This window comes from Aldersonia sp. NBC_00410 (assembly GCF_026342035.1).
GTDB lineage: Bacteria > Actinomycetota > Actinomycetes > Mycobacteriales > Mycobacteriaceae > Aldersonia.
The window spans coordinates 660,165-676,455 of sequence record NZ_JAPENM010000003.1; the positions used below are offsets into that span (position 1 = coordinate 660,165).

General features: G+C 66.8%; 17 protein-coding genes. 9 read left to right on the forward strand and 8 right to left on the reverse strand.

The features are described from left to right. The 3 genes from OG921_RS10085 to OG921_RS10095 are packed head-to-tail and all read right to left on the reverse strand — an operon-like array spanning position 1 to position 2,752. On the reverse strand, positions 1-807 hold the full coding sequence (locus tag OG921_RS10085; protein WP_266112246.1) for an ABC transporter permease: 807 nt from the start codon (positions 805-807) through the stop codon (positions 1-3). Continuing rightward, positions 804-1,760 carry an ATP-binding cassette domain-containing protein gene (locus tag OG921_RS10090; protein ID WP_266112247.1) on the reverse strand — a complete coding sequence of 319 codons (957 nt, stop codon included), beginning with the start codon at positions 1,758-1,760 and terminating at the stop codon, positions 804-806. The genes OG921_RS10085 and OG921_RS10090 overlap by 4 nt, the downstream gene beginning before the upstream one ends. Further along, a complete protein-coding gene (locus tag OG921_RS10095) occupies positions 1,757-2,752 on the reverse strand; it encodes an ABC transporter substrate-binding protein (protein WP_266112248.1) in 996 nt (331 codons plus the stop codon). The genes OG921_RS10090 and OG921_RS10095 overlap by 4 nt, the downstream gene beginning before the upstream one ends. Positions 2,753-2,953: 201 nt before the next feature. On the opposite strand from OG921_RS10095, the gene OG921_RS10100 reads away from it, so the two are divergent. Next, on the forward strand, positions 2,954-3,646 hold the full coding sequence (locus tag OG921_RS10100) for a hypothetical protein (protein ID WP_266112249.1): 693 nt from the start codon (positions 2,954-2,956) through the stop codon (positions 3,644-3,646). Between the two features lie 45 nt (positions 3,647-3,691). After that, positions 3,692-4,570, forward strand: coding sequence for an oxidoreductase (locus OG921_RS10105; protein WP_266112250.1), 879 nt, complete (start codon positions 3,692-3,694; stop codon positions 4,568-4,570). A gap of 37 nt (positions 4,571-4,607) precedes the next feature. Here the strand turns inward: OG921_RS10105 and OG921_RS10110 are convergent, their stop codons facing one another. Further along, positions 4,608-5,030 (reverse strand): organic hydroperoxide resistance protein, encoded by a 423-nt coding sequence (locus OG921_RS10110; protein ID WP_266112251.1) that lies wholly within the window; start codon positions 5,028-5,030, stop codon positions 4,608-4,610. Beyond that, complete coding sequence (locus tag OG921_RS10115; protein WP_266112304.1) at positions 5,027-5,479, reverse strand: MarR family winged helix-turn-helix transcriptional regulator; 453 nt, start codon at positions 5,477-5,479, stop codon at positions 5,027-5,029. Before OG921_RS10115 ends, OG921_RS10110 begins: the two co-directional genes overlap by 4 nt. Before the next feature lie 102 nt (positions 5,480-5,581). Here OG921_RS10115 and OG921_RS10120 point away from each other — a divergent pair, with 102 nt between their 5' ends. The 6 genes from OG921_RS10120 (at position 5,582) to puuE (ending at position 11,603) form a co-directional block, all read left to right on the forward strand. Further along, the gene (locus OG921_RS10120) at positions 5,582-6,226 is read left to right on the forward strand and encodes a TetR/AcrR family transcriptional regulator (RefSeq protein ID WP_266112252.1); all 645 of its coding nucleotides are present in this window, start codon (positions 5,582-5,584) and stop codon (positions 6,224-6,226) included. Then, positions 6,223-7,080, forward strand: coding sequence for a metal-dependent hydrolase (locus OG921_RS10125; RefSeq protein WP_266112253.1), 858 nt, complete (start codon positions 6,223-6,225; stop codon positions 7,078-7,080). Before OG921_RS10120 ends, OG921_RS10125 begins: the two co-directional genes overlap by 4 nt. Before the next feature lie 186 nt (positions 7,081-7,266). Next, positions 7,267-8,370: a 3-deoxy-7-phosphoheptulonate synthase gene (locus OG921_RS10130; RefSeq protein ID WP_266112254.1), complete on the forward strand. Its 1,104-nt coding sequence runs from the start codon at positions 7,267-7,269 to the stop codon at positions 8,368-8,370. Positions 8,371-8,380: 10 nt separating this feature from the next. Then, the gene (locus tag OG921_RS10135) at positions 8,381-9,667 is read left to right on the forward strand and encodes an aldolase/citrate lyase family protein (protein ID WP_266112255.1); all 1,287 of its coding nucleotides are present in this window, start codon (positions 8,381-8,383) and stop codon (positions 9,665-9,667) included. A 35-nt stretch (positions 9,668-9,702) separates the two neighbouring features. Then, positions 9,703-10,680 carry an allantoicase gene (alc, locus tag OG921_RS10140; protein ID WP_266112305.1) on the forward strand — a complete coding sequence of 326 codons (978 nt, stop codon included), beginning with the start codon at positions 9,703-9,705 and terminating at the stop codon, positions 10,678-10,680. Positions 10,681-10,697: 17 nt separating this feature from the next. After that, positions 10,698-11,603: an allantoinase PuuE gene (puuE, locus tag OG921_RS10145; RefSeq protein WP_266112306.1), complete on the forward strand. Its 906-nt coding sequence runs from the start codon at positions 10,698-10,700 to the stop codon at positions 11,601-11,603. A gap of 1 nt (position 11,604) precedes the next feature. On the opposite strand, the gene OG921_RS10150 is transcribed toward puuE, so the two are convergent. After that, complete coding sequence (locus tag OG921_RS10150) at positions 11,605-13,320, reverse strand: HNH endonuclease signature motif containing protein (RefSeq protein WP_266112256.1); 1,716 nt, start codon at positions 13,318-13,320, stop codon at positions 11,605-11,607. A gap of 88 nt (positions 13,321-13,408) precedes the next feature. Between OG921_RS10150 and OG921_RS10155 the strand changes: the two genes are divergently transcribed. Then, entirely contained in the window at positions 13,409-14,539 is a 1,131-nt protein-coding gene (locus tag OG921_RS10155) for a hypothetical protein (RefSeq protein ID WP_266112257.1), read from the forward strand. Positions 14,540-14,576: 37 nt separating this feature from the next. Here the strand turns inward: OG921_RS10155 and OG921_RS10160 are convergent, their stop codons facing one another. Together OG921_RS10160 and OG921_RS10165 are read right to left on the reverse strand one after the other, a co-directional pair. Next, positions 14,577-15,305, reverse strand: coding sequence for an aspartate/glutamate racemase family protein (locus OG921_RS10160; RefSeq protein WP_266112258.1), 729 nt, complete (start codon positions 15,303-15,305; stop codon positions 14,577-14,579). A gap of 4 nt (positions 15,306-15,309) precedes the next feature. Beyond that, the coding region (locus OG921_RS10165) for a cytosine permease (protein WP_266112259.1) at positions 15,310-16,291 on the reverse strand (982 nt) is incomplete at its 5' end.

Genomic DNA, 16,291 nt, shown 5'->3' on the forward strand with positions numbered 1-16,291 from the left:
TCAGCGCTCCTTCGTCGAAAGTCGCAGCGCCACCGCGCCGAACGCCACGAGCAGACCGACGGTCCAGGCCAGTGCGGAGGCGACCGTGCTGCCCGGCACAGCTCCGTTGGCGAGCCCGCGCAGCGCGTCGGCCACCTGGGATACCGGCTGATAGCGGGCGAACGGCTGGATCCAGTCCGGAAATCCCTCGGCCGGAATGATTCCGGTCGACACCATGGTGAGCAGCAGTTGCGGCACCAGCAGCAGCTGCCCGGTAGCCTCGCGCGCCTTCGCAACCGAGCCGAGCGCGTCGGCGCCGAATGCCATCGCCAGCGCGAACAGTAGGGCGATGCCGATGAATCCCAGGACGAACGTGGCGTCGCCGTGGAAGCGGAACCCGGTGGCGTAGCCGATCGCGAGTCCACCGGCGAGCGAGATGACCGCGCGCGTTATATTCGCGCTCATCCGGGCGAACATCGGCACCAGTGCGGGCACCGGCATCGCCCGCAGCCGGGTGCCCATGCCGCTCAGGGCATCTCCCGCGGCGCGCTCACCCGCGGACATCGCGGTGAACAGCATCGACTGCAGCACGATGACCGGCAGTAGGTACTGCGAATAGCTCTCGCCGGTGAACTCGAACATCTCGTGCAGCGGCACGTAGAAACAGACGAAGAACACCACCGGGGTGAAGGCCGAGAAGAGCAGGTCGCCGTCGCGCACCCCGCCCGCGATGGACCGTCCACTGAGCGCAAGCCACTGCCGCACAGCCGACGCCGGGCCGGTGCTGAGCTTCGTGGCCGCCGGACCGCGGTCCACGAGGGTGGTCATGAGACGGGTTCGCTGTGGTGCCCGGTCAGTGCCAGGAACACGTCGTCGAGCGAAGGCCGGCGCAGCGCCAGGTCGGCCAATTCGATTCCCGCGGCGTCGAGCCGGGTCATCACCTCACCGAGCGTGGCCACGCCGCGCGCGGCGGGCAGCGAGAACCGGTCCGAGCCGGAAACGAGTTCGGTCGGCTCGAGATCGACGAGCAACGCATGGGCCTCGGCGAGCCGACGCGGATCGACGGGAACGACGTCGCAATGGGTGCCGCCGGTGCGTGCCTTGAGTTGCGCGGCGGTCCCTTCGGCTACCACGCCACCGTGATCGATCACGACGATGTTGTCGCTGAGCACGTCCGCTTCTTCGAGGTACTGCGTGGTGAGCAAGGTCGTGATGCCGTCGGCCTTGAGTTCGGAGACCAGTGACCAGACCTGCTGGCGGCTGCGCGGATCCAGCCCGGTGGTGGGCTCGTCGAGGAACACCACCTCGGGGCGCACCACCAGCCCGCAGGCGATGTCGATGCGTCGCCGCATGCCACCGGAGTACGCCCCCACCCGGCGGCCGCCGTCGTCGGTGAGCTCGAACTGCGCGAGCAATTCGGTGGCGCGGGCGGTCGCGTCCGAGCGGGACAACCCGAGCAGCCGGCCGAACAGTTCGAGGTTCTCCCGCCCGGTGAGCATCTCGTCGAGCGCGGCGTACTGACCGGTGAGCATGATCGACCGGCGCACCGCGGCAGCGTCGCCGACCACGTCGTGGCCGGCGACGAGCGCGCGACCGGCGTCGGGTTTGCGCAGCGTGGCAAGGATGCTCACCGTCGTGGTTTTGCCGGCACCGTTGGGGCCGAGCAGGCCGAGCACCGTGCCGCGCGGAACGGTGAAATCGACACCGCGCAACGCGACGTGGTCGCCGAAGGACTTCTGCAGTCCCTCGACGACGATGGCGTGATCCGACGAGGCGGTCACGGTTGCCGACCGACCTTCACCAGCGTTGGCTCGAGCTGGTCGAGCACATAGGGCAGGGAGAGCGGCGTCGGCATGTTCATGCCAGTGCCGGTGACGATGTCGATGAACGCGAGCCCACCGTTGCGGACCGCCGGGAGGTCCGCATACCCGGGCAGCGATGTGAACGCCTGCTCCATCCCCGGTGCTGCGGTGGCGACGAGCAGATCGGCATCGAGGTCGGCGACGCGTTCGGGAGACAGCGCGATCCGGCCGCCCATCGACCCCGCCTCGTCGACGAGTTGCTGCGGCAGCACCATGCCCAACTCGGTGAACAGTGCGCTCGAACCGTCGTTCGGATCCGCGAGCACCATCAGCTGAGTCGGCGACGCGAGATAGGCGGTGAGGAAGGTCTTGCCGGCCAGGCCGGGATTGGCGTCCCGGATTCCGGTGATCCGGCCTTCGATCTCGTTGATCACCTGCGTGGCCTCGTCCGGCTTGTGGTAGATCTTGCCGAGCGTGCTGACCTGGTCCTGCCACTTCTCGATCTGGGCGGTGGACAGGTTGGCAATCGTCGGCGCGAGCGCCGAGAGCTTGTCGAAAGTCGTTTTGTCGGCACCGAACCCGGGCGCGAGGATCAGATCGGGGTTGAGTTCGGCGACCTGTTCGACGATGTCGCCCTGTGGATCGATCTTCGCGGCCTGCGACATTTCTGGGGGATCCCACGGCGCGGCCCGACCGCCTGTGCTCATCGAAACGAGGTCGAGGTAGCCGACCGGTGTGACGCCGAGCGCCTGTGAGGCGTCGGCCCACTGACTCCCGAGCGCGACCACGCGTTCCGGCACGCCCTCGATGGTGGTCTGCCCCTGGGCATGGTCGATGGTGACGGCGTCACCGGATCCGCTCTGCTCACCGCTGCTGTCGCCACTGCAGGCGACGAGCCCGACAGCCATCGAAGCGGCGATCGCCGCCAGTGCCAGACGACGGAAAAACCCTCGCCCGCGGTCGCGTGACATCAACACTGCTCCTAATTTCCCTCCGAGGAGGGTGTCGTTGTACCTCTCCGGCGGAGGTTATCTTTGCATAGCCTTACCTGAGTAAGCTAAGACTAAGCGTGCGTCCAGTCCCGGGTGGACCGGGCTGTGCGCATCAACATTGGGGACGCCATCGCCGGCACGCGTGGCCCGGGGTGGAAATCGAGAATCGGTGAGGATGCAATGAGTGGACGAGATGGTTCGGCTTCGATGGTGACGGTGGCCGTATCGGCGGGCGTGTCCGCCGTGGTCTCGGCGATCGTGGTGACGATCGGTGTGGTCGGCGTGATGTTGGTCGACGACGGTCCGGCTGCCCCGCAGACGGTGGTGGCGCTGCCCGCCGCTGCCGCTCCCGCTCCGGTCGCTGCGGCGGCGCCTGTTGCGCCGGCCCCCGCTCCAGCCCCCGCGAAGGCTCCGGCCCCCGCTCCGGCTCCGGCCGCAGCGCCTGCCGCTGCGCCCGCTCCCGCGGTGGCCGCGCCTGCCCCCGAGCCGGCGCCCGTGGCGACCGCCGAGCCGATCGCCGCACCCGCGCCGCTGTCCGAGCAGCAGCTGACCGGGAAGCTGCAGGTGCTGCTCAACCAGAACTCTGCACCGGACGCCAGGGCCGCGGAACTCGAATCCGGCAATGCGGGACTGGGGACGGTTGGCCAGATCGCGAACATGCTCGCCTCCGCAGGCCCGATCTTCTCCTGGGCGGTCGTCGGGCCGGTCACCGTCGACGGTGACCGGATGGATGCGCAGCTGAAGATGTCGGTCGTCGGCATGGGCGACCGGTTCCTGCCACTGTCCTGGACGTGGGTCGACGGCACCTGGAAGTTGTCCAACCAGAGCTCGTGCGACATCGCCGGATACGCGATGGTGGCCTGCACGATCTGATTCGGACTGGCCGCACCCGGGCTGTCCGTGACTAGACTCGCCCGGGTGACCAAATGGACTGCCAGCGACATCCCAGCGCAAGACGGCCGGACGTTCATCGTGACCGGCGCCAACAGCGGGCTCGGTGCGGTCACGGCGCGCGAACTCGCTCGCGCCGGCGCCAGCGTCGTGCTCGCGTGCCGCAACACAGACAAGGCCGACGAGGTCGCCCGGTCGATCGGATCGAATGCGTCCGTGGCCAAGCTCGACCTGGCCGACCTCGCCTCGGTGCGCGCGTTCGCCGAATCCGTCGACCGGGCCGATGTGCTCGTCAACAACGCCGGTGTGATGGCGGTGCCGCAGCGCAAGACGGCAGATGGCTTCGAGATGCAGTTCGGCACAAACCATCTCGGACATTTCGCACTGACCGGGCTGCTGCTGCCCAAGATCGCCGACCGCGTCGTCACACTGTCCAGCGGGGCGCACGCCGCAGGCAAGATCGATCTCGACGACCCGAACTGGGAGCACCGCCGATACCAGCGCTGGTCTGCCTACGGTCAGTCGAAGCTTGCCAACCTGCTGTTCATGCGTGAGCTTCAGCGGCGGCTGGAGGCGTCGGGTTCTACGGTGACATCGACCGCCGCCCATCCCGGCTACGCGGCGACGAACCTGCAGTCGCATACCGAATCGTGGTACGACCCGCTGATGATGCTGGGCAACAAGGTCCTGGGGCAGAGTGCCGAAATGGGTGCGCTGCCCACGCTGTTCGCGGCGACGTCCCCGGATGCCGTTGCCGGCGAGTTCTACGGTCCCGGCGGTTTTGGCGGGATGCGCGGCTATCCGACGACCTCGAAATCCACGTCGGCATCCAAGGACGAGACGGTGGCCCGCGGACTGTGGGAGCTGTCCGAAAAGCTCACCGGCGTGACCTTCGCGTTCGGCTAGGGGCCGGGCGTCAGTCTTCGGCGATAACCAGCCCGACTCAGTCTTCGGCGATCACGAGATCGACGTCGATGTTGCCGCGGGTGGCGTTGGAATACGGGCACACCTGATGCGCCTTGTCCGTCAGTGCCGCCGCTTCGTCCTTTCCGACGTTCGGCAACGAAATCTCCAGAGTGACGGTCAGTCCGAAGCCGCCGTCGTCGGTCGGACCGAGCCCGACCCGGGCGCCGACCGCCGAGTCGGTGACATCGGCCTTCGCCTGCCCGGCGACCAGTCGCAACGCGGAGTGGAAGCACGCCGCGTAGCCGATCGCGAACAACTGCTCGGGGTTGGTGCCCTCGCCGCTGCCGCCCAGTTCGGGTGGCGCCGCGAGCACTACGTCGACCTTTCCGTCGCTGGTGCGGCCGTGGCCGTTGCGGCCGTCACCGGTGGCGAGTGCTTCGGCGGTGTAGAGAACCTTCATTGTTCCTCTTTCGTTTGTTGGAAATCACGGATCGAATTAGTGAGCCGGACAAGGGATTCGCGCAGTGCAACGAGTTCCTCGGCAGGTAGGTTGGACGCCTGCGCCAACGAGCGCGGCACCCGCACGGCGCGATCCTGCAGGTTGCGACCGGCCTCGGTCAGGTGAATCGCGACCCGTCGCTCGTCGCTCTGGAGCCGCTGTCGCTCGATCAGGCCGCTCGCGGCAAGCCGCTTGAGCAATGGCGAGACGGTGCCGGTGTCCAGCGCCAGCCGCGTGCACAACTCGCCGACCTGCTGGCCGTCGTGCTCCCACAAAGCAAGCAGCACGAGATATTGCGGATAGGTGAGCCCGAGCTCGTCGAGCAGCGGGCGGTATACCGAAGTCGTCGCCCGCGCCGCGGCATGGAGGGCGAAGCACACCTGCCGGTCGAGAGCGAGTTCTGCGTACACCACTAGAAAATAGCTCACAATAATGTTGTGCACAATCGAGTTCCTCGAAGGTCAACAAAAAGAAACAGTGACGGTTTACGGTTTATCTGGCATGCTCGCGATATGGCACCCGCCCGAACTCGACGAACTCAGGCCGAACGAACGGACGCCACGCGGCGGCTACTGCTCGACGCGACGTTCGAGTCGCTGGTTGAGGCCGGGTTCAAGGGGACGACGACCACCGCGGTCGCCCATCGCGCGGGAGTGTCGATGGGGGCGCTGCTGCACCATTTCCCGACGAAAGCCGATCTCCTCACTGCCGCCGTCGTGCACTCTTTCGACCGCCGTATCGAAGAATTCGGGCTCCTGATGGCGGGTCTGGATGCAGCGGCGGACAAACTCGACGCGGCGATCGATCTGCTGTGGTCGATGTATTCGCGCCCCACCCTGACCGCGTGGCACGAGTTGTGGGTGGCGGCGAGGACCGATCCGGCCCTGGCGGCTGCCGTCATCGAAATCGATCGGCAATTCATGGCGGCCAGCCAACGGGTTTACGTCGAACTGTTCCCGGTCGACGAAAGCGCCCACAGTCCGTCCGATCACGGAATCGGACTGCACGTCATCTATGCGCTGCTCGACGGGTTGGCCACGTCGCGATCGATCGACGGCTACGAGCCGCACCCCACCGAAGCGGTTCTGAACCTCTTCAAAACGATGCTCCGGCTCACCCTCGCACAATCGGATACCGGCACGAAGGAGTCACAGTGAACGCGATCCCCGGCACCGCAAAGCAGGTGGTGCGCGCCCGCCGCATCCAATTCGACTATCCCACTGGGTCGCTCGACCGGCACTATGTGGGCGGCGACCTGGTGATGAGCCATCTCATCGCCTACCTGTCGGCGACCTTCCCCGAAGGTGAGGACTTCTTCGTCCGCTCCGTCCGCCGTTTCGCCGACCAGGTGACCGATCCCGAATTGCGGTCCCGGGTCCAGGGATTCATCGGCCAGGAGGTCACCCACGGTCGTGAGCACCGAGCGCTGAATGAGCGTCTGCACCAGATGGGCTACCCGACCCGCCGCGCGGACCGCGCGATTCGTCGTGTTCTGTCGTTGTACGAGCGAAGATTGCCGGCCATCACGTGCCTGGCGATAACGGCAGCTTTCGAGCACTACACCGCCGTGCTCGCCGAAACGCTACTCGTCGACGACCGGGCACAAGCGCTGCTCGGATCGACCGAAGTGCGTTCGATGCTGCTGTGGCACGCCATCGAGGAGTCCGAACACAGGTCCGTCGCCTTCGACGTCTACACATTGGCCGGCGGCACCGAACGCCGCCGCATCTGGGCAATGCGGTACGCCACGATCGCCTTCACGGCAGGTGCGGTCGTGTTTACCGCCGCCTCGCTGCTCGGCGACCGAGCGGCATACAACCCGATCCGACTCGGACACAGCATTGCCGAGTTGCGGCACTCGCCGTTTTGCAACCGCCGTGTCCTTCGCCGCTTGCGCGCCTACAACCGGCCAGGTTTCCACCCCGACGACACCGACAACACGGCACTGTTGGAGCACTGGACTGCCGCCCTGTTCGGTGCACAGGGCGCTCTGGTCGGCCACCTGCACTGACAACCTGCTACAGTGCCCGTCATGCAGCGCACGTATTTCTGGTTTAGCAAGCCGGCCCTGGGTGGGTCGGTCTGCGACGCCGCTTTGTGACGCGCTGACACAACCACCCCGAGCCGGATCAACCGGCTCGGTTTTTTTATGCGGGCCGGCCACCATCGAAGGCCACACCCAAAGGAACCCGCACAGATGACCCCCGCACAGATGTCCACGGCAACGTCCGCCGCCAATCTCGACGATCAGCGGACCATCAGCATCAGCCCCCTCGTTTCGCCCGCGCAGCTGCGCACCGAACATCGCCCGGACGACGCCGCCATCGCCACCGTGCGCTCGGGCCGCGCCGACACCGTCGAGGTGCTCGACGGCCGCGACGACCGCCTGATGGTGATCGTCGGCCCGTGCTCGGTGCACGATCCGGCCGCCGCGATGGACTACGCGCAGCGCCTCGCCTCCAAGGCCGCCGATCTCGGCGACCGGCTACACATCGTCATGCGGGTCTACTTCGAGAAGCCGCGGACCACGCTCGGCTGGAAGGGCCTGATCAACGATCCGCACCTGGACGGCAGCTTCGACATCAACACCGGTCTCGCGATCGGCCGTCAGCTGCTCGTCGACGTCAGTTCGCTCGGGCTTCCGGTCGCGTGCGAGTTCCTCGATCCGATCACCCCGCAGTACATCGCCGACCTGGTCAGCTACGGCGCGATCGGTGCCCGCACCGCCGCCAGCCAGGTACACCGCCAGCTGTCCAGCGCGCTGTCGATGCCGGTCGGCATCAAGAACGGCACCGATGGTGACGTGCAGGTCGCGGTCGACGGTGTCCGCGCCGCTGCCGCGAGCCACGTGTTCCCCGGCACCGACCTCGACGGCCGCGCCGCGCTGATCCGGACCGTGGGCAACCCCGACTGCCACGTCATCCTGCGCGGCGGCAGCGCCGGAACGAACTTCGACGCCGCATCCACCGCCGACGCGCTTGCACGACTCGACAAGGCGGGTCTGCCCGGCCGGGTCGTGATCGACGCCAGCCACGGCAACAGCAGCAAGGACCACAACAAGCAGGCCGTCGTGGTTGCCGACGTCGCCGCGCGCGTTGCCGGTGGTGGGCGCGCGGTCGTCGGTGTGATGCTGGAGAGCTTCATCGAGGCGGGTCGTCAGGACCTCACTCTCGGCAAGGCCGACGAGTTGACCTACGGGCAGTCGATCACCGACGCGTGCATCGACTGGGACACCACAGCCGAACAGCTGGATATCCTCGCCGACGCCGTTTCGAAGCGACGGAACGCCGCGGTTCTGTGACGATGGAGGCGTGTCGAAGCCGCTGCCGCGCCGCATTCCGCCGGACGTAGTCGCCCGGTTCGAGGAGATCCTCGAGGCGGTCGACGCGGACCTCGCCAGGCACTACCCGGGCGATCGCGCACAGCCGCAGCCGGTGCACACCGTCTACGTCGGTGCGGGTTCGGCCGGCCCGGAGACCCCACGGCAGTGGGGTGCGGCTGCGAGCAAACTCGTGGAACAGCACGCCGATATGCTCGCGGACCTCACCTCCGCGGAGACGGTTGCCGCCGTGCGGGCGGTGCTGGCGCGCCAACCCGTGCAGGATCTGCGGATCGACTTCGAGGACGGTTACGGCCGACGAGCGGACGACGTCGAGGACCACGATGCGATCCGGGCCGGCGCGACGCTGGCCGCGTTCGCCACCGCCAACGGAGAGCCGCAATCCTGCGGAGTTCGGATCAAGGGGCTCACCGGTGCCGAGCGGTCGCGGGCGCTGCGGACGCTGGAACTCGTCCTGCACGGCGCGGGCGGCCTGCCCGAGGGATTCGTCTTCACGATCCCGAAAATCCGTGCTGCCGAGCAGGTTCGGGCCGCGGTGCTGCTGTGCGAGGGCATCGAGGCTGCGTACGGTCTGCCGGAGTCCGCGCTGCGCTTCGAGCTGCAGATCGAGAGTCCGCAGGCGATTCTCGCCGCGGACGGCGTTGCCACCGTGTCGCGGGCGATCCAGTTCGCCGAGGGACGATGTTCCGGATTGCATTACGGCACTTACGACTACAGTGCCGCGCTCGGCATCGCCGCGCAGCATCAAGCGCTCGACCATCCGGTGGCCGACCACGCCAAGTCCGTGCTGCAGGTGGCGGCCGCGCAGACCGGCGTGTGGGTGTGCGACGGCTCGACACAGGTGCTGCCGGTCGGCAGTGACGAGCAGGTCGCCGCTGCGCTGCGCAGGCACTTCCGGCTCGTCACCAGGTCCCTGGAACGCGGCTTCTATCAGGGCTGGGACATGCATCCCGGCCACCTGGTGACACGCTGGCAGGCCACCTTCGCCTTCTTCCGTACCGCGCTGGACGCTGCCGCACCGCGACTGCAGAACTATCTCGATCGCCGGGGTGGGTCGGTGGTAGACGAGCCGGCCACGGCGGAAGCATTGTCGGCGGTTGTGCTGCGCGGCTTGGACTGTGGCGCCTTCGGGCCGGACGATGTGCTGGCGCTCGCACCCGGCTGTCGAGTCGATGTGCTGCGCCGACTGCGAAACCGCACGCTGGGGCCTCCCGACGCCGCGGATACCGATACTGGAAAGGCAACACCTGCACTGTGACCAATCCCGAACGTTCTGCGCTGCCCGACTTCACCATGCTGCCCGATCTGGCGCTTCGCCCGCTCGGCGGCGCGGTGATCTGGGCGAACGATGAGACGTTCGCGGAGAAGGAGAATCTGATCCGGCCCGGACCGGCGAAGTACCAACCGGCCACCTTCGGCCACAAGGGCCAGATCTACGACGGCTGGGAGACGCGCAGGCGCCGCGCGGCCGGCCATGACGAGGCGATCGTGCGGCTCGGCGTGTCCGGTGTGGTGCATGGCGTCGTGGTCGACACGGCGTGGTTCAAGGGCAACTTTCCATCCGAGATCTCGGTGGAAGGCTGTTGCGTCCGAGGGTATCCACCCGCGGGCGAGATCGCCGCCCGCGCGGATTGGGTGACGCTGGTGCCGCGGAGCAAGGTGTACGGCGATGCCCGCAACCCGTTCGATGTCGACTCCGGCCTGCGCTTCACCCATATCCGGCTGACCATGTATCCCGACGGCGGTGTCGCTCGCTTCCGCGTGCACGGCGAAGCCCGGCCCGAACCACACTTCCTCGGTCGCGGCTCGCTCGACCTGGCGGCGCTGGAAAACGGTGGCATGGTGGAGGACTGCTCCAACAGGTTCTACTCGTCGCCGCAGAATCTGCTGTTCCCCGGTGTTGCACGGGTGATGGGCGACGGTTGGGAGACCGCGCGGCGCCGCGACGACGCCAACGACTGGGTGCTGGTGCGCCTCGCGGGCGAGGGGATCGTGCAACTCGCCGAGATCGACACGTCGTACTTCATCGGCAACAGCCCCGGGCAGGCCAAGCTGACCGGCCGCACATCGGACGGCGCGGCGGTGGAGTTGTTGCCGCGTACCGCATTACAGCCCGACACTCGGCACAGGTTCGTGATCGACCCGGATGCGGCCGTGACCCACGTTCGGCTGGACATCTATCCCGACGGTGGGCTGGCGCGGCTGCGACTCTTCGGTGAGCTCACCGACCGGGCCCGCGCCGATATCGAAACGGCTTGGGGTGCAACGTGACCGACTATCCCCGAGACATGGTGGGTTACGGTCCGAATCCGCCGCACCCGCACTGGCCGGGCGACGCGCGGATTGCGGTGCAGTTCGTGCTGAATTACGAGGAGGGCGCGGAGAACAACGTCCTCGACGAAGACCGCGGCTCGGAAACATTCCTGTCGGAAATGACGCCGGCAGAGAAGTTTCCGAACCGGCACATGAGCATGGAATCGCTGTACGAGTACGGCTCGCGAGCCGGATTGTGGCGGGTGCTGAGGGTTTTCGAGCGCCGCGGTCTGCCGTTGACTATTTTCGCGGTGGCCCGGGCGATGCAGCGCAATCCGGAGGCGGTCGCGGCGTTCACCGAACTCGGCCACGAGATCGCGTGCCACGGCCTGCGCTGGCTGTCGTATCAGCTCATCGACCCGCACGTCGAGCGTGGGCACATGAACGAGGCCGTGGAGATTCTGCGCGAGCTGACCGGGGCGGCACCGCTCGGCTGGTACACCGGGCGAGACTCGCCGCAGACCCGGCAGCTGGTGGTCGAGCACGGTGGGTTCGTCTACGACTCGGACTCCTACGCCGATGATCTGCCGTACTGGCTGCGAGTGCCGTGCGGCGACCGGCAGGTGGATCATCTCGTGGTGCCCTACACCCTCGACACCAACGATATGAAATTCTCCTCGCCCGCCGGGTTCTCCACCGGCACAGACTTTTTCGATCATCTGCGCGACGCGTTCGATGTGCTCTATGCCGAGGGCGAGGCGGGCGCGCCGAAGATGCTCTCGGTCGGACTGCACTGCCGACTCGTCGGTCGGCCGGCCCGCACGGCCGCGCTCGAACGCTTCCTCGACCACGTGCAGTCACGTGATGGGGTGTGGATCGCGCGGCGGATAGAGATCGCCGAGCATTGGCGGACGGTGCATCCGGCGCCGAGCGGCGCGTAGCTCAGAACGGTGCGGGTTCGTAGGTGACGCGACGTCGCGGCGGGCGCCAGGTCTGTGGTCCGGCACCGACCTTCGGTGTGAGGGTGGCTGCCGGTACCGCGTTGAGTCCGCCCTCGGGCAAGGTGATGTGGCAGGTGCCGTAACTGCTCGTCCACAGCATCGCCGCAGCGGGTAGGGCGGCCGCCGTCCACTGGCCCGCTGTCTTCAGTTGGTGGTGGAAACGGCAGAGGCACTGCAGGTTCGACGGAATCGTCCATCCGCCTCTGTCGGGGCGCTGGTGATCGAACGGGGTGACGTGGTCGAGTTGACAGCGGTCGGCGGGCACCGTGCAGGACGGAAATCGGCAACGCCGATCGCGGGCGCGCACCAGTGCGGTCACGTCGGCGCTGGGGCGATAGGTCAGGGCACCGGGTGGTGCAGTGGTGAATCCGCCGTGCCCGTCGGGGTATTGGCCGCGGGCGAGGTCGGGCTGTCCCTCCAGTAGCGCGGTGAGGTGGTCGAGGAGAGCGGTGTCGCCGACAGGTTCGGTCGTTCGTGGCTGAGTGTGTGGCCGATTCTCGCGGTGTGACATAGGCGGTACGAGTCCGGCGTGGCGGCGGGTGCCGCGTGCGACGAAGTTCGCCACCCGGGTAGCGGTCGGCGGGGCGCTGGTTACGGTCCGGCCGGCGAGGTCGAGCAATTCGGTGAGCATCGCTTGCCAGGTGGCATCGGACGCGAGCATTCGCGCCATCTCGGGGTCGATCGGTCCGAAGCCGGGCAGGTAGGCAGGTTCGGCAGTCAGGCCGAGCAGTGTTGCGATATCGACGGTGATTTGGACGAGCGGCTTACGTCGGGCGATAGGTGCTGCGGGGCGCAAGAATCCGGAACCGACAGGCGGATCCGGCTCGCCCTCGGCGACGTAGTGACCCGCTTCGCGATGGGCGTCACTATCTCCGCCGTTCGCGGCTGCGTCTCCCGCAGCAGCCGTTCCGCGGCTTGGCGCCGTTCGGGTCGCAGCGCACGTATTGCGCCCACATGTGCACTGCAGCACGTCTTCGCCATGGATCAGCGCGAGGTAGGCGTCGACGAGGCGGTACTGCTTCCCACGCTGGTCGTGCTCGCACACTGTGGCAGCGACTTCCTGGACGCGTTGCAGGACGGCGGCGGCTTCGGCGGGATCGAGGTCGGCCTCGACGCGGTGCAAGTAGCCGAGCCGGCGGGTCCGGATGCGGCGCGAGATCTGATGTTCGGCATCGCGAAGTGTGGCGTACTCTTCGGGCGCGGTGCGGATGAGAAGTGTGTCCAGCGTGGTTGCGAGTGCGGCGGGCGCGAGACGTCGTGCCGCGGCGATGGCTTCGGGCTCGACTAGGGCGACAACATCGGCACTGAAACCGCCAGTGGCATGTGAGATGCGCAGTGCCTTGGAATAATCGATGTCGCCCTCGGCAAACGCGGCGCGCACCAGCGGTAATCGTGATTGAAGGCCTACGCCGAGCTCGGCGAAATGTTCGGCAGTGGTCTTGGATACCCCGAGCCGCACGGCGATCTCGGCGAGACCATTGTTGCCACCGCGAATCACATCGGTACCGCACAGGATGACCCGCTCCATCCACCGCGCGTAGAACTGCCCGGCCATGTCGACTTTGGCGAACGCGGCCCGGTTCTCTGCCCGCGCGTTCGCCGCCAACGCCGCGAGTAACTCGGCGTCGCTGGTCGTGTCGGCCAGGGTCTCGAACATACATGCGAGTATATCTCGGAATCGTAAGCCGCACAACAGATATACCGATGAATGTTCTGGCCGCTGTGAGTCGTGTCAAGATGACTGCATGGATGAGGGCATACAACCGGTCAGCGAAATCCCCGTGACGTTGGCGATGGACTACGGCCAGTTCTGTCTCGACGGCGGACTCGGCGACCCGGACACCGAACTCGCCCTTCTCGACCGTGCCATGGCCGACCAACCGAGCGCCGGGAATGGCACCATGCTGCTGGTCCTGTGCCCGCACCAGAACAACTTCCACATGCCGGTGACGGTGCAGGTATGGGGATCTCGCCCACCTGCCGATCGTGCAGAGTGGCAACAGGTGAGCGAAGGTCGCCTCGATATTGACGACAGCGGAATCCTGTCGTTGTCCTCACCCACGGCCGAAGCTGTACAGGTCGAGGTACCGCCGGGCCGGTACGCGGTGGACGTTTCCGGTCGAGGTTTCGTCAGCTACGGCTGGCCCGGTTCGACGAGGCCGGGTGACGTGTGGCGGGTCCGACTGTGGCCGTCTGACGGGATCGCCCCGTTCCCGGCCCAGATGTGGGACATGCCCGGATTCGGCGTCCCGGCGAACACTCCGCGCCAGGAACCCGCTCCCGACTCCGTGTCGGCTCAGTCCCTCCCGCCGACAACCCCGCCTGAGACACGAACGTCGGCGATCGATTTCGATGCTCATCCCGAACTGAAGGGACTGCTCGGACTGCGCGCTTTCGACACGTGCGCCCCGGACGTAGCCGCCGCGATCGTGGCCATGGATCCCCAGACGCAACGTCAACTGGCCAGGTCTGCCGCGATCCGCGCCTTCGAGTTCGCCGGACTCGCCGACTGCGATTGGGTTCGACCGGCGCTCGAGGCTCTCCGGGACAGTGACCCGTTGCCGGTGCCATTCGAGACGCTCGGTTCCGCGTTTCGCCGACTCGGGAAGAAGGATCTTCCCGCCGAGGGTAAGGGTGGCGTGTATCGCCCTTCGAGTGCAGTTGACGGCGGCGGTGAAAGGTCTCTGGCCAGAAAGCAATTCGATAACGGACCGATCAACCGCCCCTACTACGCGATCCCCGCCCTGTTCAGCGCCACCGATCCGCGCCCGGTAGTAGCAGCGTTCCAGGCGCTGTCTCACGCCTGCGCGACCTATGCCGAGCACGTCGATTCGCTTCTCGACTCGATTCGGACCGAGTTCGGCATCCCGGTGTAGATGTCGCACTGCTCGCCCTGACCGGAATCCGCTTCGCTTACAACCCGAACTCCCGCAGGAACCCCCTGTACGCCTTCGGCGGCGGCGTCGCGAACTCCCCGCGCCCCGACTTGCGTAGCCCGAGCCGCACCAACGACTCCACCGTCAGAGTCGCCGCCGCGACGCCGTCGATCACCGGTGCGTCGATCTCTGCCGAAATAGCTCGGCACAGGTCCGCCATTCCGGCACAGCCAAGCACGATCGAATCGGCATCGTCGACGGCTAGTGCCTCCCGACAGGCTTCGATGATGATTTTGCGCGCATCGGGATTGGTGTCCAGTTCGAGGACCGGAATCTCACATGCATGGACTCCCGCGCAGAACCGTTGCATGCCATACCGTTCCGCGAGGTCCCAGGCCCGACCGCTAGTCCGGCCCAGAGTTGTCACCACGGCGAACCGGCGGCCAAGGAAGCTCGCCGCGTGCATGGCCGCCTCGGCGATGCCGACCACCGGGCCGCGGGCCAGCTCGCGTGCCGCATCGAGACCGGGATCGCCGAAGCAGGCGATGACGTAGCCGTCCACGCCGGCTTCCTCGCCCCACGCGATCTCGGCCAACAGCCCTGGCACGCTGAGGGCCTCGTCGTAGTGGCTCTCGATCGACGGCGGGCCCATCTCGGGATGCACCGCCTCGACGAGCGTGCCCGGACCGGCGACGGCCCGGGCACACTGTTCGATCTTTGCCGTCATCGCCGCGGTGGTGTTGGGATTGACGACGCGCAGGCGCATCGCGTTAGCCCGTGACTGCCGCTTGCGATTCGGCAACCCGGTCCGCGACGGGCGCTGCGACCACCGGCATCGCGACCGTGAAGGTCCCGACGCGCGCCAGCGCGTAGTACACGAGGCCCGCCACACCGCAGCCGATGAACCAGCTGTACTGCGCCGCGGTGTGCATGCCGTACATATGCCCGCCGACCAGCACCGGAACCACAGCGAGTACCGCACCGATCGCGGTCGCGATCACAGCCGCCGGGTTGTAACCCTTGCTGTACCAGTAGTTGCCCTCGGTTGACATCGTGAACAGATCATCGATCACGACGCTCTGACGATGCACCCAGTAGTAGTGCACGATCAGCACCCCGAAGAGCGGACCGATGAAGGCGCCCAGTGTTTCCAGGGTGTAGTGGATGACGTCGGGATTGCTGTAGAGGTTCCACGGCGTGATGAGGACCGACCCGATCGCGGCGATCATGCCGCCGGCGCGCCAGCTGATCCGCTGCGGGCTGACATTGGAGAAATCGAACGCGGGGGAGATGAAGTTCGCGACGATGTTGATACCGATCGTCGCGACGCTGAATGTCAATGCGCCGAGGACGATTGCGAACGTGCTGTCGATCCGGGCGACTGTCTGGACCGGATCTGTGAGCAACTCGCCGAATACCGGCACGGTGAGTGAAGCGGTGACGACGACCAGCAGCGAGAAGACGAGGAAATTCACCGGCAGCCCGAGGAAGTTGCCCTTCTTCACAGTGCCGAATGTGCGTGCGTACCGGGAGAAGTCACCGAAGTTCAGCATCGGTCCGGAGAAGTAGGAGACCACCAGGGCGATCGCGCCGAGCATGATCGGCACCGAGTCCCAGCCGGTGTATTCCACCGAACCGAGGTTGAGGTCGATTGCACTCCAGCCGGCCTTCCAGATCAGGTAGCCGCAGAGCATGAACATCACCACATACACTGCGGGACCGCAGAAGTCGATGAACCGGCGAATGGCCTCC